Source organism: Pseudomonas sp. ADPe (assembly GCF_014843515.1).
Classification (GTDB): Bacteria; Pseudomonadota; Gammaproteobacteria; order Pseudomonadales; family Pseudomonadaceae; genus Pseudomonas; species Pseudomonas citronellolis.
In genome coordinates this window covers 3,076,787-3,094,602 of record NZ_CP062122.1, presented here as the reverse complement: position 1 = coordinate 3,094,602, position 17,816 = coordinate 3,076,787, and the positions used below count along the sequence as shown (strand labels likewise).

General features: G+C 62.3%; 9 protein-coding genes, 2 tRNA genes and 3 rRNA genes. 1 reads left to right on the top strand and 13 read right to left on the bottom strand.

Annotated features, from left to right (window positions below; translation table 11 throughout):
* Window positions 1-54: 54 nt before the first annotated feature.
* The 11 genes from pstB to IG194_RS14020 all read right to left on the bottom strand — a co-directional run bounded on the left by pstB (window position 55) and on the right by IG194_RS14020 (window position 13,619).
* A complete protein-coding gene (gene pstB, locus IG194_RS14070) occupies window positions 55-891 on the bottom strand; it encodes a phosphate ABC transporter ATP-binding protein PstB (protein WP_058488017.1) in 837 nt (278 codons plus the stop codon).
* A 55-nt stretch (window positions 892-946) separates the two neighbouring features.
* Window positions 947-2,623 carry a phosphate ABC transporter permease PstA gene (gene pstA, locus IG194_RS14065; RefSeq protein ID WP_176707139.1) on the bottom strand — a complete coding sequence of 559 codons (1,677 nt, stop codon included), beginning with the start codon at window positions 2,621-2,623 and terminating at the stop codon, window positions 947-949.
* Window positions 2,624-2,649: 26 nt separating this feature from the next.
* Window positions 2,650-4,626 carry an ABC transporter permease subunit gene (locus IG194_RS14060; RefSeq protein ID WP_412536078.1) on the bottom strand — a complete coding sequence of 659 codons (1,977 nt, stop codon included), beginning with the start codon at window positions 4,624-4,626 and terminating at the stop codon, window positions 2,650-2,652.
* A gap of 437 nt (window positions 4,627-5,063) precedes the next feature.
* Window positions 5,064-6,035, bottom strand: a complete 972-nt coding sequence (locus IG194_RS14055; RefSeq protein ID WP_058488015.1) for a phosphate ABC transporter substrate-binding protein PstS — start codon at window positions 6,033-6,035, stop codon at window positions 5,064-5,066.
* A 568-nt stretch (window positions 6,036-6,603) separates the two neighbouring features.
* Window positions 6,604-6,719, bottom strand: a 5S ribosomal RNA gene (gene rrf / locus IG194_RS14050).
* A gap of 134 nt (window positions 6,720-6,853) precedes the next feature.
* A 23S ribosomal RNA gene (locus IG194_RS14045) occupies window positions 6,854-9,739 on the bottom strand.
* Window positions 9,740-9,973: 234 nt separating this feature from the next.
* Window positions 9,974-10,049: transfer RNA gene (locus tag IG194_RS14040), tRNA-Ala, on the bottom strand.
* 14 nt (window positions 10,050-10,063) lie between these two features.
* Window positions 10,064-10,140 (bottom strand) — tRNA-Ile (locus IG194_RS14035).
* Between the two features lie 78 nt (window positions 10,141-10,218).
* Window positions 10,219-11,755 (bottom strand): 16S ribosomal RNA (locus IG194_RS14030).
* The 16S, 23S and 5S rRNA genes sit together here with 2 tRNA genes alongside, the layout of an rRNA operon.
* 245 nt (window positions 11,756-12,000) lie before the next feature.
* Window positions 12,001-12,243, bottom strand: coding sequence for a hypothetical protein (locus IG194_RS14025; RefSeq protein WP_153010615.1), 243 nt, complete (start codon window positions 12,241-12,243; stop codon window positions 12,001-12,003).
* Window positions 12,244-12,308: 65 nt separating this feature from the next.
* On the bottom strand, window positions 12,309-13,619 hold the full coding sequence (locus tag IG194_RS14020) for an MFS transporter (RefSeq protein ID WP_058071633.1): 1,311 nt from the start codon (window positions 13,617-13,619) through the stop codon (window positions 12,309-12,311).
* Between the two features lie 263 nt (window positions 13,620-13,882).
* Between IG194_RS14020 and IG194_RS14015 the strand changes: the two genes are divergently transcribed.
* On the top strand, window positions 13,883-14,287 hold the full coding sequence (locus tag IG194_RS14015) for an acyl-CoA thioesterase (RefSeq protein ID WP_009614218.1): 405 nt from the start codon (window positions 13,883-13,885) through the stop codon (window positions 14,285-14,287).
* Between the two features lie 221 nt (window positions 14,288-14,508).
* Here the strand turns inward: IG194_RS14015 and betA are convergent, their stop codons facing one another.
* Together betA and betB are read right to left on the bottom strand one after the other, a co-directional pair.
* Complete coding sequence (betA, locus tag IG194_RS14010) at window positions 14,509-16,194, bottom strand: choline dehydrogenase (protein ID WP_058488014.1); 1,686 nt, start codon at window positions 16,192-16,194, stop codon at window positions 14,509-14,511.
* A 117-nt stretch (window positions 16,195-16,311) separates the two neighbouring features.
* Window positions 16,312-17,784 (bottom strand): betaine-aldehyde dehydrogenase, encoded by a 1,473-nt coding sequence (gene betB / locus IG194_RS14005; protein ID WP_058488013.1) that lies wholly within the window; start codon window positions 17,782-17,784, stop codon window positions 16,312-16,314.
* Window positions 17,785-17,816 lie beyond the last annotated feature (32 nt).

The window sequence follows — 17,816 nt, the reverse complement described above, 5'->3', positions numbered from 1 at the left end:
CTGCAGGCTACGCGCCGAAGGTTGCAGATTTATGATGCGGCCGCCGCCCGGCCCTTAGCCGTAGCGCCCGGTGATGTAGTCCTCGGTCTGCTTCTTCGCCGGGTTGGTGAAGAGCGTGTCGGTGTCGCCGAACTCGATCAGCTTGCCCATGTACATGAACGCCGTGTAGTCGGACACCCGCGCGGCCTGCTGCATGTTGTGGGTGACTATCACGATGGTGAACTTGGATTTCAGTTCGTAGATCAGTTCCTCGATCTTCAGCGTGGAGATCGGGTCCAGCGCCGAGCAGGGCTCGTCGAGCAGCAGCACTTCCGGCTCCACCGCGATGGTCCGGGCGATCACCAGGCGCTGCTGCTGCCCGCCCGACAGGCCCAGGGCCGACTCGTGCAGGCGGTCCTTCACTTCGTCCCACAATGCCGCGCCCTTGAGCGCCCATTCCACGGCCTCGTCGAGGGTGCGCTTCTTGTTCACGCCCTGGAGGCGCAGGCCGTAGACCACGTTCTCGTAGATGGTCTTGGGGAAGGGGTTGGGCTTCTGGAACACCATGCCGACACGGCGGCGCAGCTCGGCCACGTCCACGCCGCGGGCGAAGATGTCGTGGCCGTCGAGGCGGATCTCGCCTTCCACGCGGCAATCGTCGACCAGGTCGTTCATGCGGTTGAAGCAGCGCAGCAGGGTCGACTTGCCGCAGCCGGACGGGCCGATGAAGGCGGTCACGCGCTGCCTGGGGATCTGCATGGCGACGTCGAACAGCGCCTGCTTCTGGCCGTAGAACAGGTTCAGGCCGGGCACTTCCAGGGCCACGGTCTCCTTGTCCAGGCGCATGCCCTCGCGGATCGGCCGGCCGAGGGCGGCGAGGTCGATGCCATGGCGATGGGGTTCTTGTTGCATCTCGTCTCTCCCGTTGGAGGCTCGGACCGCCGCCTGCGCAGGCAGCGGCCGCGGATCAGTTTTCCAGCGCCTTGTACTTCTCGCGCAGGCGGTTGCGGATGGCGATGGCGGAGAAGTTCAGCAGGGCGATCACCAGCACCAGCAGCAGCGCGGTGGCGTACACCAGCGGCCGCGCGGCCTCGACGTTGGGGCTCTGGAAGCCGACGTCGTAGATGTGGAAGCCCAGGTGCATGATCTTCTGGTCCAGGTGCACGTAGGGGTAGTTGCCGTCCACCGGCAGCGACGGCGCCAGTTTCACCACGCCCACCAGCATCAGCGGCGCCACTTCGCCGGCGGCGCGCGCCACGGCGAGGATCAGGCCGGTCATCATCGCCGGGCTGGCCATCGGCAGGACGATCTTCCACAGCGTCTCGGCCTTGGTCGCACCGAGAGCCAGGGAGCCCTCGCGGATCGCCCGCGGGATGCGCGACAGGCCTTCCTCGGTGGCCACGATCACCACCGGCACGGCGAGGATCGCCAGGGTCAGCGAGGCCCAGAACAGCCCGGGGGTGCCGAAGGTCGGCGCCGGCAGGGCCTCGGGGAAGAACAGCCGGTCGATCGAGCCGCCCAGCACGTAGACGAAGAAGCCCAGGCCGAACACGCCGTAGACGATGGCCGGCACCCCGGCGAGGTTGTTCACGGCGATGCGGATCACCCGCGTCAGCAGGCCCTGGCGCGCGTACTCGCGCAGGTAGACCGCGGCGATGACGCCGAACGGGGTGACGATCACCGCCATCACCAGGGTCATCATCACGGTGCCGAAGATCGCCGGGAAGATGCCGCCCTCGGTGTTGGCCTCGCGCGGGTCCTCGCTGAGGAACTCCCAGAGCTTCTTGAAGTAGAACGACAGCTTGGCGCCGAAGCCCATGGCGTTGGGCTGGTAGGCGTGGACCAGCTTGCCGAGGCTGATCTCGGTCTCGCGGCCGCCGGCCTCGCGCATCACCACGCTGTCGCGGTTGAACTGCTGGCGCAGCTCGCCCAGCCGGTCTTCGTACTCGCGGTAGCGTCCCTGCAGCTCGGCGCGGGCGGCGGCGAGGTCGGCCTGGGCGGCGGCATCCAGCTCGCCGTGCAGTTGCAGGCGGCGCTCCTTCAGGCGCAGGCGCTCCAGCTCGTGGTTGATGCTGCCGATGTCCTTCTTCTCCAGCTGGTAGAGCTGGTCGTACAAGCCTTCCACCCGTTGCAGGCGCTGCTGCAGCTCGGGCATGGCGTCGGCGCCCTGGGCCACCACCTGGCCGTCCTGCTTCACGCTGACCAGGTAGCCGTAGAAGTTGCCCCACTCGCGGCGCTCCAGGGTCACCAGCTCCTGCGGCCAGCGCCGCTCGGCGAGCCAGTCGCCGATCACCCAGGAGAAGTCGCTGCCGTAGAGATCGCGGTTGCCCAGCTTGAGCAGCTCGCGGGTCATGAATTCGGGGCCTTCGGCCGGTACCGGCAGGCCGGCGCCGCGCAGGCGTTCGCGCGGCACTTCCTCGACCTGCACTTCTTCGCCGATCAGCACCTTCGCCTCCTGCCCGGGCACGCTGTAGCGCGCCTCCAGCACGTCGGCCGGCCAGAAATGGCCGAGGCCGCGCACGGCGATGACGGCCAGCAGGCCGAGGGTCATGATTACCGCGATGGAAACCGCGCCGGCGTTCATCCACACCCAGGGAGAACCGCTGGCGAACCAGGCTTTCAGCGTTTCCTGCTTCTGTTTCACTTGGAAAGTGCCTCTTCAGACGCCGCTCAGAGCGACGCGTATTTCTTCCGCAGCCGCTGACGGATCAGCTCGGCCAGGGTGTTCATCACGAAGGTGAAGGTCAGCAGCACCAGCGCCGAAAGGAACAGCACGCGGTAGTGGGTGCCGCCCACCTCCGACTCGGGCATTTCCACCGCCACGTTCGCCGCCAGGGTGCGCATGCCCTGGAAGATGTTCATGTCCATCACCGGGGTGTTGCCGGTGGCCATCAGCACGATCATGGTCTCGCCCACGGCGCGGCCCATGCCGATCATCAGCGCCGAGAAAATGCCCGGGCTGGCGGTGAGGATCACCACGCGGGTCAGCGTCTGCCAGGGCGTGGCGCCCAGGGCCAGGGAGCCGTAGGTGAGGCTGCGGGGCACGCTGAAGATGGCATCCTCGGCGATGGAGAAGATGTTCGGGATCACCGCGAAGCCCATGGCCAGGCCGACGATCAGGGCGTTGCGCTGGTCGTAGGTGATGCCTAGGTCATGGCTTATCCACAGGCGCATGTCGCCGCCGAAGAAGGCGGTTTCCAGGTGCGGGCTGAGCCACAGGGCGAAGGCGCCGACGCCGAGCACCACGGGAATCAGGATCGCCGCTTCCCAGCCGTCCGGCAGCGCCAGGCGGATGCGCTCGGGCAGGCGGCTCCAGAGCAGGCCGGCGAGCAGGATGCCCAGCGGGGTGAGCAGCAGCAGGCTGAAGATGCCCGGCAGGTGGCCTTCGACGTAGGGCGCGAGGAACAGGCCGGCGAAGAAGCCGAGGATCACCGTCGGCAACGCCTCCATCAGCTCGATCACCGGCTTGACCTTGCGGCGCATCGCCGGAGCCATGAAGTAGGCGGTGTAGACGGCCGCGGCGATGGCCAGCGGGGCGGCCAGGATCATTGCGTAGAAGGCCGCCTTGAGGGTGCCGAAGGTCAGCGGCGCCAGGCTCAGCTTGGGCTCGAAGTCGGTGGTGGCGGCGGTGGATTGCCAGACGTATTGCGGCTTATCGTAGCTCTCGTACCAGACCTTGCCCCACAGCGCGCTCCAGGAAACCTCCGGGTGCGGGTTGCTCAGGTCGAAGCCGCGCAGTTGGCCAGCCTGCTCCAGCAACAGGCGGTTGGCCCGCGGCGACAGGGCCAGCACACCGCTGCCCGGCGCCACCTGCTGTTCCAGCAAAGTGCGGTGCGCGGTGCTGTGGAACACACCGAGTTCGCCGGCGCTGTCCAGGGCGACGAAGCCCTTGCGGCGCTGCTCGGGAACGATGGCGGTGATCGGCTTGCTGCCCAGCTGGAAGTCGCGCACGTGCGCCAGGCGCGGTTCGCCGTCGGTGTCGCGGGCCATGAACCACTGGCTGATGCCGCCGTCGGAGTTGCCGATCATCAGCGAGATACCGCCCAGCAACTGGGCGCTGGCGGTGACCTCGCGGTTGGCATGGTCGAGCAGCTTATAGCGGCCGTTGAGCTGGCGGGTGCGCAGGTCGAAGACGTCGGCCTGGGCGCGGCCGTTGATGACGTACAGCCACTGCTTGCGCGGGTCGATGTAGATCGCCTTCACCGGGTCGGCGATCTGCGGCAGGTTCACGGCCTCCTGCTCCAGGGTGGTCTCGCCGGTGAGCATGTTCTCCTGGCTGGTCAAACTCAGCAGCAACATCTGGCTGCCGGTAGAGGCGGCCAGCAGCAGGCCGTCGTCGTCCGAGGCCAGGGCCACGTGCTCCAGCGCGCGGCCTTGCGGGTCGAGGCTGATGGGCGCCTCGCCGTAGGGGTAGTCGATCTGCGGGGTGATGGTCTTGCGGTTGTCCGGGTAGGTGACCTTGTAGGCATGACGGAACACCAGAACCTGGCCGTTGGACAGGCCCAGCGCCACCATCGGGTGCCCAGGCTGGTCCTCGGCGATGGAGACCACCTGGCTGCCGGCCGGCAGCTTGAGCGCCTGGCGGCTGAGTTCGGCGCCGCTGTCCAGGTCGAAGAACAGCACCTGCCCATCGGCGGCCACGCGCATGGCGACCTGGTTCTGCTCCTCGATGCTCAGCAGCAGGGGCGCCTGCACCTCCTTCAGCCAGGCCGGGGCGAGGGGCGCGCGGGCATCCAGTTCGGCGCCGCGGAACAGGGGCAGCACCACATAGGCCAGGTAGAAGAAGATGAGGGTGATGGCCACCAGCACGGACAGGCCGCCGACCAGCACGTACCAGCGCGTCAGGCGGTCCTTGAGGGCGCGCATGCGGCGTTTGCGACGCAGGGTCGGGGTATTGAAATCGATCCGCTCGGGGGAGGAATTGCTCATCGACGAAGTGGCCAGGTCATTCATGGGGCGACACGCTTGCGGCAGTCTATGACAGAAACATGACACAGAGATGACGAGACGAAGCCCGTCGGCAGTTTCCTGCCAACGGGCCGGATCAGCTACCGCTCAGCCTATGGACGGCCGGCGGGGGCTACCTAGAGTCCCAGTTCCTTGACCGCCTTCGCCGCGACCTTGGACGGCAGCGGGATGTAGCCGTCCTTGACCACGACTTCCTGGCCGGTCTTGGACAGCACCATCTTCAGGAATTGGGCTTCCAGCGGGTCCAGGGGCTTGTTCGGCGCCTTGTTCACGTAGACGTAGAGGAAGCGCGCCAGCGGGTAGGTGCCGTTCAGCGCGTTCTGCTCGTTGTCCTCGACGTAGGGGTCGCCCGGCTTCTTGGCCAGGGCCACGGTCTTCACGCTGGCGGTCTTGTAGCCGATGCCGGAGTAGCCGATGCCGTTGAGCGACTGGCTGATCGACTGCACCACCGAGGCGGAACCCGGCTGCTCGTTGACGTTGGGCTTGAAGTCCCCCTTGCACAGGGCCTCTTCCTTGAAATAGCCGTAGGTGCCGGACACCGAGTTGCGGCCGAACAGTTGCACCGGCTTGTTGGTCCAGTCGCCGCCCAGACCCAGGTCGCTCCAGGTCTTCACGTCCTGCTTGGCGCCGCACAGGCGGGTGGCGGAGAAGATGGCGTCGACCTGCTGCATGGTCAGGCCCTTGATGGGGTTGTCCTTGTGCACGAAGACGGCCAGGGCATCGACCGCGACGGGCACGGCAGTGGGCTTGTAGCCGTACTTCTGCTCGAAGGCCTGCAGCTCGACGTCCTTCATCTTGCGGCTCATCGGGCCGAGGTTGGCGGTGCCCTCGGTGAGCGCCGGCGGGGCAGTGGAGGAGCCCGCGGCCTGGATCTGCACGTTCACGCTCGGGTACAGGCGCTTGTACTCCTCGGCCCACAGCGTCATGAGGTTGGCCAGGGTATCCGAGCCCACGCTGGAGAGGTTGCCAGAGACGCCGCTGGTCTTCTGGTAGTCCGGCAGCGCCGGGTCGATCGCGGCGAAAGCGCTGGCAGCGCCCACGCCGGCGGCGGCGAAGGTCAGCGCCGCCATCAAACGCTTGAGTTTCATGCCTTGCTCCTTGAGGAAAGGCCGACTGGCTGGAATTCGGCGCCGCTCTCTTGGGGCGCGAGCAGACTCTATGAAAGCAATGTGACAGCCAGATGAAAACCGACGGGCTCGAAGAAGAAATGTGACGGTATTTATTACGAAATATTTCACCCGCAACGAACGCCGAAGAAACGCCTCGCAGGATGGGTTTCGAGGCCTGAACCCACCTGTAGGAGCGGGCCCTGCCCGCGATTTCGCGCGCAGGGCGCGCTCCTACAGGGGGAATGGGCGCAGGTGGGGCGGCGTAGGAGCGGATCTCATCCGCGAATCGCGCCGGGACCGCCGGCTATCGCGGACAAGGTCCGCTCCTACGGGTGCAGGATGTACCCTCGTAGGATGGCGTTGAGCGAAGCGATACCCATCGCCATGGCCATGCCTCACGTGTAGGAGCGGGCCCTGCCCGCGATTCGCGCGCAGGGCGCGCTCCTACAAGGGGAATGCAATGGCGTGGATGGGATCACCCCGGCTTTCCGCGCCCCAAAAGCAAAACCCCCGACCAGCCAGGCTGATCAGGGGTTTTGGGATAGGTGCTTGACGATGACCTACTCTCACATGGGGAAACCCCACACTACCATCGGCGATGCGTCGTTTCACTGCTGAGTTCGGGATGGGATCAGGTGGTTCCAACGCTCTATGGTCGTCAAGCAATTCTTTCGGATGCTCGTGGCTTACGCACACGCTCACCCAGATTCGGGTATGTGACAGGTCTTCTTTGCGGTTCACACGAACTTTCGGTTCGTCGACTTCACCGTCTAACACACAAATTGTTTGGGTGTTATATGGTCAAGCCTCACGGGCAATTAGTATCGGTTAGCTCAACGCCTCACAGCGCTTACACACCCGACCTATCAACGTCGTAGTCTTCGACGGCCCTTCAGGGGAATCAAGTTCCCAGTGAGATCTCATCTTGAGGCTAGTTTCCCGCTTAGATGCTTTCAGCGGTTATCTATTCCGAACATAGCTACCCGGCAGTGCCACTGGCGTGACAACCGGAACACCAGAGGTTCGTCCACTCCGGTCCTCTCGTACTAGGAGCAGCCCCTCTCAAATCTCAAACGTCCACGGCAGATAGGGACCGAACTGTCTCACGACGTTCTAAACCCAGCTCGCGTACCACTTTAAATGGCGAACAGCCATACCCTTGGGACCGGCTTCAGCCCCAGGATGTGATGAGCCGACATCGAGGTGCCAAACACCGCCGTCGATATGAACTCTTGGGCGGTATCAGCCTGTTATCCCCGGAGTACCTTTTATCCGTTGAGCGATGGCCCTTCCATACAGAACCACCGGATCACTAAGACCTACTTTCGTACCTGCTCGACGTGTCTGTCTCGCAGTCAAGCGCGCTTTTGCCTTTATACTCTGCGACCGATTTCCGACCGGTCTGAGCGCACCTTCGTACTCCTCCGTTACTCTTTAGGAGGAGACCGCCCCAGTCAAACTGCCCACCATACACTGTCCTCGATCCGGATAACGGATCAGAGTTAGAACCTCAAGCATGCCAGGGTGGTATTTCAAGGTTGGCTCCACGCGAACTGGCGTCCACGCTTCAAAGCCTCCCACCTATCCTACACAAGCAGGCTCAAAGTCCAGTGCAAAGCTACAGTAAAGGTTCACGGGGTCTTTCCGTCTAGCCGCGGATACACTGCATCTTCACAGCGATTTCAATTTCACTGAGTCTCGGGTGGAGACAGCGCCGCCATCGTTACGCCATTCGTGCAGGTCGGAACTTACCCGACAAGGAATTTCGCTACCTTAGGACCGTTATAGTTACGGCCGCCGTTTACCGGGGCTTCGATCAAGAGCTTCGCTTTCGCTAACCCCATCAATTAACCTTCCGGCACCGGGCAGGCGTCACACCCTATACGTCCACTTTCGTGTTTGCAGAGTGCTGTGTTTTTAATAAACAGTCGCAGCGGCCTGGTATCTTCGACCGGCGTGGGCTTACGCAGTAAATACTTCACCCTCACCGGCGCACCTTCTCCCGAAGTTACGGTGCCATTTTGCCTAGTTCCTTCACCCGAGTTCTCTCAAGCGCCTTGGTATTCTCTACCCGACCACCTGTGTCGGTTTCGGGTACGGTTCCTAGTTACCTGAAGCTTAGAAGCTTTTCCTGGAAGCATGGCATCAACCACTTCGCTCTCTAAAAGAAAGCTCGTCATCAGCTCTCGGCCTTGAACACCCGGATTTGCCTAAGTGCTCAGCCTACAACCTTAAACTTGGACAACCAACGCCAAGCTGGCCTAGCCTTCTCCGTCCCTCCATCGCAGTAACTAGAAGTACAGGAATATTAACCTGTTTCCCATCGACTACGCATTTCTGCCTCGCCTTAGGGGCCGACTAACCCTGCGTCGATTAACGTTGCGCAGGAACCCTTGGTCTTTCGGCGTGGGAGTTTTTCACTCCCATTGTCGTTACTCATGTCAGCATTCGCACTTCTGATACCTCCAGCAAGCTTCTCAACTCACCTTCACAGGCTTACAGAACGCTCCTCTACCGCGCATCTTGCGATGCACCCGTAGCTTCGGTGTGTGGTTTGAGCCCCGTTACATCTTCCGCGCAGGCCGACTCGACTAGTGAGCTATTACGCTTTCTTTAAAGGGTGGCTGCTTCTAAGCCAACCTCCTAGCTGTCTAAGCCTTCCCACATCGTTTACCACTTAACCACAACTTTGGGACCTTAGCTGACGGTCTGGGTTGTTTCCCTTTTCACGACGGACGTTAGCACCCGCCGTGTGTCTCCCACGCTGACACTTCCAGGTATTCGGAGTTTGCATCGGTTTGGTAAGTCGGGATGACCCCTAGCCGAAACAGTGCTCTACCCTGGGTGATACGTGAGGCGCTACCTAAATAGCTTTCGAGGAGAACCAGCTATCTCCGAGCTTGATTAGCCTTTCACTCCGATCCACAAGTCATCCCCTACCTTTTCAACGGGAGTGGGTTCGGTCCTCCAGTCAGTGTTACCTAACCTTCAACCTGCTCATGGATAGATCGCCCGGTTTCGGGTCTATACCCAGCGACTAAACGCCCTATTAAGACTCGCTTTCGCTACGCCTCCCCTATTCGGTTAAGCTCGCCACTGAATATAAGTCGCTGACCCATTATACAAAAGGTACGCAGTCACCCAACAAGTGGGCTCCCACTGCTTGTACGCATACGGTTTCAGGTTCTATTTCACTCCCCTCTCCGGGGTTCTTTTCGCCTTTCCCTCACGGTACTGGTTCACTATCGGTCAGTCAGTAGTATTTAGCCTTGGAGGATGGTCCCCCCATGTTCAGACAACGTTTCACGTGCGCCGTCCTACTCGATTTCACTTCCTGGAACCTTTCACATACGGGGCTATCACCCACTATGGCCGCACTTTCCAGAGCGTTCTGTTAGATTCTAAGAAGCTTAAGGGCTAGTCCCCGTTCGCTCGCCACTACTAAGGGAATCTCGGTTGATTTCTGTTCCTCAGGGTACTTAGATGTTTCAGTTCCCCTGGTTCGCCTCACACACCTATGGATTCAGTGTGTGATAACCAGCTTATGCTGGCTGGGTTTCCCCATTCAGAGATCTCCGGATCAAAGTCTGTTTGCCGACTCCCCGAAGCTTATCGCAGGCTACCACGTCTTTCATCGCCTCTGACTGCCAAGGCATCCACCGTATGCGCTTCTTCACTTGACCATATAACCCCAAGCAATCTGGTCATACGTCTCGAACGTGAAGACGACATTCGCCGAAAATTCGCGCTTGAACTCGCAAATTTTACCTTGACTTGAACAATCCCCAGTGAAAGAGATCATTCAGTCTACTTCTATCACATACCCAAATTTTTAAAGAACGGTTCCGGTACAAAGACCAGACAGCAAGGTTCGTTTCTTCGAACATTCCTGTCTGAGCTTTACGACGATTTGGAGATGGTGGAGCCAAGGAGGATCGAACTCCTGACCTCCTGCGTGCAAAGCAGGCGCTCTCCCAGCTGAGCTATGGCCCCAAATCACTACGATTTGGTGGGTCTGGGCAGATTCGAACTGCCGACCTCACCCTTATCAGGGGTGCGCTCTAACCGACTGAGCTACAGACCCATAAAGGGTTGCCTAATCGTCTAACCAGTGAATCAAGCAATTCGTGTGGGAGCTTATGAGAAAGCCGGGATCTTCGATTAAGGAGGTGATCCAGCCGCAGGTTCCCCTACGGCTACCTTGTTACGACTTCACCCCAGTCATGAATCACTCCGTGGTAACCGTCCCCCTTGCGGTTAGACTAGCTACTTCTGGAGCAACCCACTCCCATGGTGTGACGGGCGGTGTGTACAAGGCCCGGGAACGTATTCACCGTGACATTCTGATTCACGATTACTAGCGATTCCGACTTCACGCAGTCGAGTTGCAGACTGCGATCCGGACTACGATCGGTTTTCTGGGATTAGCTCCACCTCGCGGCTTGGCAACCCTCTGTACCGACCATTGTAGCACGTGTGTAGCCCTGGCCGTAAGGGCCATGATGACTTGACGTCATCCCCACCTTCCTCCGGTTTGTCACCGGCAGTCTCCTTAGAGTGCCCACCTTAACGTGCTGGTAACTAAGGACAAGGGTTGCGCTCGTTACGGGACTTAACCCAACATCTCACGACACGAGCTGACGACAGCCATGCAGCACCTGTGTTCCGATTCCCGAAGGCACCCTCGCATCTCTGCAAGGTTCCGGACATGTCAAGGCCAGGTAAGGTTCTTCGCGTTGCTTCGAATTAAACCACATGCTCCACCGCTTGTGCGGGCCCCCGTCAATTCATTTGAGTTTTAACCTTGCGGCCGTACTCCCCAGGCGGTCGACTTATCGCGTTAGCTGCGCCACTAAGATCTCAAGGATCCCAACGGCTAGTCGACATCGTTTACGGCGTGGACTACCAGGGTATCTAATCCTGTTTGCTCCCCACGCTTTCGCACCTCAGTGTCAGTATCAGTCCAGGTGGTCGCCTTCGCCACTGGTGTTCCTTCCTATATCTACGCATTTCACCGCTACACAGGAAATTCCACCACCCTCTACCGTACTCTAGTCAGGCAGTTATGGATGCAGTTCCCAGGTTGAGCCCGGGGATTTCACATCCATCTTACCAAACCACCTACGCGCGCTTTACGCCCAGTAATTCCGATTAACGCTTGCACCCTTCGTATTACCGCGGCTGCTGGCACGAAGTTAGCCGGTGCTTATTCTGTTGGTAACGTCAAAACAGCAAGGTATTAACTTACTGCCCTTCCTCCCAACTTAAAGTGCTTTACAATCCGAAGACCTTCTTCACACACGCGGCATGGCTGGATCAGGCTTTCGCCCATTGTCCAATATTCCCCACTGCTGCCTCCCGTAGGAGTCTGGACCGTGTCTCAGTTCCAGTGTGACTGATCATCCTCTCAGACCAGTTACGGATCGTCGCCTAGGTGAGCCATTACCCCACCTACTAGCTAATCCGACCTAGGCTCATCTGATAGCGTGAGGTCCGAAGATCCCCCACTTTCTCCCGTAGGACGTATGCGGTATTAGCGCTCCTTTCGGAACGTTGTCCCCCACTACCAGGCAGATTCCTAGGCATTACTCACCCGTCCGCCGCTGAATCCGGGAGCAAGCTCCCTTCATCCGCTCGACTTGCATGTGTTAGGCCTGCCGCCAGCGTTCAATCTGAGCCATGATCAAACTCTTCAGTTCAATACTGATCGGGTTTTGAGAAACCTAAACTTGGCTCAGCAATCGCAAAAAACTCTCGAATTCACGAGTGTTACTTGTGATGCTGATAATCTTGCGATCACCAGTCTTAACTCACAAGCACCCACACGAATTGCTTGATTCAACTTGTTAAAGAGCAGTTGGTTAAGGCTTTCGTCTCAACCGAGGCCGCGCATTCTACGCCAACCTCTTATTTCGTCAAGCGTTATTTTCAGAATTTTTCGTTCCTACTCAACCGCTTGCGCTGTTGATCGGCCGGAGCTTCTCGTCAGCGGGAGGCGCATTCTACAGCGTTCAAACTCGCTGTCAAGCACCTCGGCGACCTTCCTTTTCAGCTCGCTGCCGGAGCAGTTGTCGAACCCAAAGGCGGCGAGTGAATCACCCGCCTGATCACCACCCCAACTTCGAACCTGCTTAAGTGCTTGATTTTCAAGCTCTTTCAGCGCTTCGTCGCTGGGAGTGGTGCGCATTATAGGGACTTCAAAATGCCCGTCAACGACTTTTTGAATCTTTTCTGAAAAAGCTGTCCGAATGATCAATTTGCAACCAGGGAGGCCTCGCCAGCCAGGCGCTCCTGGCGCAGCAGGAAGCAGCCGGTGAGGAAGCCGACCAGGCACAGCGCGGCTACATAGTAGGCGGGGCCCATGGGGTCTTCCTTCATCAGCAGCGCCACGACCATTGGAGTGAGACCTCCGAAGATGGCGTAGGACAGGTTGTAGGAGAAGGACAGGCCGCTGAAGCGCACCACCGGCGGGAAGGCCTTGACCATGACGTAGGGCACGGCGCCGACGATGCCGACGCACAGGCCGGCCAGCGCATATAAAGGGAAGAGCCAGTCCGGATGGGTCTTCAGGCTGCTGTAGAAGAACCATGAGGTCGCGCCCAGCAGCAGGCTGCCAGCGATGAAGGTACGCCCGCCACCGATGCGGTCGACGATGCGCCCGGCGAGGATGCAGCCCGCGGTGAGGAAGATGATCGCCAGGCTGTTGGCCTTGAGCGCGGTGGCCGCCGGGACGCCGTAGACCGACTGCAGCACGGAGGGCGTCATGAGGATGACCACGACTATGGCCGCCGACAGCAGCCAGGTGAGCAGCATGGAGATGGCCACCGCCGGACGGTGCTCGCGCACCACCACGCCCAGGGGCACCTCGTCGGCCAGTTGCTTGCGCTGCTGCAGCTCGGCGAATACCGGGGTCTCGTGCAGCCAGCGGCGCAGGTAGACGGAAAACAGGCCGAAGATGCCGCCGAGCAGGAAGGGGATGCGCCAGGCGTAGGCCAGCACTTCGTCGGCGCTGTAGAAGCTGTTGATCGCCGTGGCCATCAGCGAGCCGATGAGGATGCCGGCGGTCAACCCCGCGGTCAGGGTGCCGCAGGCGAAGCCGACGTTGCGCGCCGGCACGTGTTCGGAAACGAACACCCAGGCCCCGGGCACCTCGCCGCCGATGGCAGCGCCCTGCACCACGCGCAGCAGCAGCAGGGCCAGCGGCGCCCAGATGCCGATCTGTTCGTAGGTCGGCAGCACGCCCATGAGCAGCGTGGGCACCGACATCAGGAAGATGCTCAGGGTGAACATCTTCTTGCGCCCGAGCAGGTCGCCGAAGTGCGCCATGACGATGCCGCCCAGCGGCCGCGCCAGGTAGCCGGCGGCGAACAGGCCGAAGGTCTGCAACTGGCGCAGCCACTCGGGCATGTCGGCGGGGAAGAACAGCTTGCCGACCACGGTGGCGAAGAACACGAAGATGATGAAGTCGTAGAACTCCAGGGCGCCGCCCAGGGCGGAAAGGGACAGGGTCTTGTAGTCGCTGCGGGTCAGCGGACGGGCAGCGGTGGTATTGGCAGGAGGCATCGCAAGGCTTCTCGGCAGGTTGGCGGCGCTGACAGGGAGCGCCGAAGGCGAACCATGGCAAATGGGAGCGCGTCAGCGCAACATTGTCATCAGGCATTCTGCGGTCGCTGCCGCAGGCCGGCCTCTATATAATGCCGATGCGACATGCGCGGGGTCGGTCAGAAAGCTGTCCCAAGTTTCTGTAGGAAACCACTTTTACAGGACTCTTGGGAGAGCTTTTCCTTTCCTTGAATCGAGACCGTCGGGGCACGAGGCCCTTACCTATGATCGAGCTTGAACAAGAAGACCCCATTCCGCAGGGCGACCTGGCGCTGCAGATCACCGCGCTGCCGCGCGAGACCAATGGTTTCGGCGATATCTTCGGTGGCTGGCTGGTGTCGCAGATGGACCTCGCCGGCACCGCCATGGCCAGCCGCATCGCCGGCGGCCGCGTGGCCACGGTGGCGATCGACCGCATGGCCTTCCTGGTGCCGGTGGCGGTGGGCGCGCAGCTGTCCTTCTATACCCAGACGCTGGAGGTCGGGCGCAGCTCGATCCGCATGCTGGTGGAAGTGTGGAGCGACGATCCGCTGTCCAGCGAATGGCGCAAGGTCACCGAGGCGGTGTTCGTGTTCGTGGCCATCGATGGCAGCGGGCGGACGCGGCCGGTGCCGCCGCGGCGGGGGTGACGGGTCATCCTCGTTCGGAGTGGTGAATAGTTCCGCTCCATCCTGATATCGCCTTTCCCTCTCCCCAGCCCTCGGCTGCGCGCCCCGCCCTGAAGGGAGAGGGGGTCAGTCCGTGCCAGACCAGAGGCCGGATTCAGCCGGTTACTTCCCTATCGCTCCCACCTATATAAAAAAGAAAAAGGCGCCAACTCGTGGCGCCCTTCCCTATTCCCGCTCGGAACTCAAGCTCGCATCGGCTTGCCGCGTACCGGCGCGCCGTTGGCCTTGTAGTAGTCCGCGGTGCTGCGCGGCAGCGGCTGGCGGCCACGGATGCGGTCGGCGATCTTCTCGGCGATCATGATGGTGGTGGCGTTGAGGTTGCCGGTGATGATCAGCGGCATGATCGACGCATCCACCACGCGCAGCCCTTCCATGCCGTGCACGCGGCCCTGGCCATCGACCACCGCCATGTCGTCCTCGCCCATCTTGCACGAGCAGGAGGGGTGGAAGGCGGTTTCCGCGTGCTCGCGGACGAAGGCGTCCAGTTCGGCGTCGCTCTTCTTGTCCAGCCCCGGGCTCAGTTCGCGGCCGCGGTAGGCGTCCAGCGCCGGCTGCGCCATGATCTCGCGGGTGATGCGGATGGCGTCGCGGAATTCCTGCCAGTCCTGCTCGCTGGACATGTAGTTGAAGAGGATGCTCGGGTGCTTGCGCGGGTCGCGCGAGGTCAGCTGGATGCGCCCGCGGCTGGGCGAGCGCATGGAGCCGACGTGGGCCTGGAAGCCGTGCTCCTTCACCGCGTTGCTGCCGTTGTAGTTGATCGCCACCGGCAGGAAGTGGTACTGGATGTTCGGCCATTCGAACTCCTCGCGGGTGCGGATGAAGCCGCCGGCCTCGAACTGGTTGCTGGCGCCCAGGCCGGTGCCGAGGAACATCCACTGCGCGCCGATCTGCGGCTGGTTCCACCACTGCAATGCCGGGTACAGCGACACCGGTTGCTTGCAGGCGTACTGCAGGTACATCTCCAGGTGGTCCTGGAGGTTCTGGCCGACGCCCGGCAGGTCGTGCACCACTTCGATGCCCAGGTCGCGCAGCACGGTCGCCGGGCCGACGCCGGAGCGTTGCAGCAGTTGCGGCGAGGCGATGGCGCCGGAACACACCAGCACTTCGCGGCGCGCGCGGGCCTCTTTCGGCGCATTGTCGTCGCCCAGCAGGTAGCTGACGCCGATGGCGCGCTTGCCGCTGAACAGGATGCGGTCGGTCAGGGCGTGGGTGACGATGGTCAGGTTGGCGCGTTCGCGGGCCTGGTCCAGGTAGCCGCGGGCGGTGCTGGCGCGGCGGCCCTGGGGGGTCACGGTGCGGTCCATCGGGCCGAAGCCTTCCTGCTGGTAGCCGTTGAGGTCTTCGGTCCGCGGGTAGCCGGCCTGCACGCCGGCCTCGACCATGGCGTGGAACAGCGGGTTGTTGCCGGTCTTGGGCGTGGTCACGCTGACCGGGCCGTCGCCGCCGTGGTAGTCGTTGGGGCCGATGTCGCGGGTTTCCGCCTTGCGGAAGTACGGCAGGCAATCGAGGTAGGTCCAGTCCTCCAGGCCCTTCTCTTGCGCCCAGCCGTCGAAGTCCATGGCGTTGCCGCGGATGTAGCACATGCCGTTGATCAGCGAGGAGCCGCCCAGGCCCTTGCCGCGCCCGCACTCCATGCGGCGGTTGTTCATGTGCGGCTCGGGGTCGGTGAGGTACGCCCAGTTGTAGCGGCGGCCCTGCAGCGGGTAGGCCAGCGCGGCGGGCATCTGGGTGCGGAAGTCGGCGCGGTAGTCCGGGCCGCCGGCTTCGAGCAGCAGCACGCTGACGTCCGCGTCCTCGGTCAGGCGGGTGGCGAGGACGTTACCGGCGGAACCGGCGCCGATGATGATGTAGTCGTATTCCTGGGTCATGCAGGCCTACCTCTTTTTCTGGGCACGACACCGCCCGCGACGCATGGCGCGCCGGTGTCTGAAGGTCGGAAGGCCGGTCGTCGTGGCGACCGGCCGCTCAGGGCTCGATCGCGGTGGTCAGAACACCGAGGCGTAGTCGCCCAGCTCTACCTGCACGGATTTGATCCGAGTGTAATGAGCCAGGGTGGTCAGGCCGTTCTCGCGACCGACGCCGGATTGCTTGTAGCCGCCCACCGGCATTTCCGCCGGCGACTCGCCCCAGGTGTTGATCCAGCAGATACCCGCTTCCAGGCGGTGGATCACCCGGTGGGCGCGGGCCAGGTCCTGGGTGACGACGCCGGCGGCCAGGCCGTATTCGGTGTCGTTGGCGCGGCGAATGACTTCTTCTTCGCTGTCGTAGACGAGGATGCTCATCACCGGGCCGAAGATTTCCTCGCGGACGATGGTCATGTCGTCACGGCAGTCGGTGAACACGGTGGGCGCGACATAGGCGCCCTTGCCGAACTCGCCCTCGGTGACGCGCTCGCCGCCGCACAGCAGGCGGGCCTTCTGTTCCTTGCCGGCCTGGATGTAGCCGAGCACGCTCTCCATGTGCGGGAAGCTGACCAGCGGGCCGAAGTTGGTGTTCTCGTCCTGCGGGCTGCCCAGGCGGATGCGCTTGACGCGCTCCAGCACCTTCTCCTCGAAGCGCGCCTGCAGGCTGCGCGGGACGAACACGCGGGTGCCGTTGGTGCAGACCTGGCCGGAGCTGAAGAAGTTGGCCATGACGGCGATGTCGGCGGCGCGGTCGAGGTTGGCGTCGTCGAAGATGATCAGCGGCGACTTGCCGCCCAGTTCCATGGTGACTTCCTTGAGCGAGGAACTGGAGGCGCTGGCCATGACCTTCTTGCCGGTGGAGGTGCCGCCGGTGAAGGAAATCTTCTCGATCAGCGGGTGCTCGGTCAGCCACTGGCCGACCTCGCGGCCGCTGCCGGTGAGCACGTTGAACACGCCGTCGGGCAGGCCGGCCTCGGTGTAGATTTCGGCCAGCTTGAGCACGCTCAGCGGGGTGACTTCGCTGGGTTTGAAGATCATCGCGTTGCCCGCGGCCAGGGCCGGGGCGGATTTCCACAGGGCGATCTGGATCGGGTAGTTCCAGGCGCCGATGCCGGCGACCACGCCCAGCGGCTCGCGGCGGGTGTAGACGAAGCTGCTCTCGCGCAGCGGGATCTGCTCGCCTTCGATGGCCGGGACCAGGCCGGCGTAGTATTCGAGCACGTCGGCGCCGGTGACGATGTCGACGTTGCGCGTCTCGGCCAGCGGCTTGCCGGTGTCCAGGGTTTCCAGCTCGGCCAGCTCGTCGTTGCGCTGGCGGAGGATGTCCACGGCGCGACGGAGGATGCGCGAGCGCTGCATGGCGGTCATCGCCGCCCACACCTTCTGGCCTTCGACGGCGCTGGCGACGGCGCGCTCGACGTCGTCCTTCGAAGCCCGCTGCACCAGGGCGAGGACCTCCCCGTTGGCCGGGTTGACGGTCTCGAAGGTGGCGCCACTGCTGGCCTCCACGTAGCGGCCGCCAATGTAGAGCTTCTGAACGTCGAATCGAGCCATGGGTCGGTTGTCCTCTCTTATGGTCCGTGCAC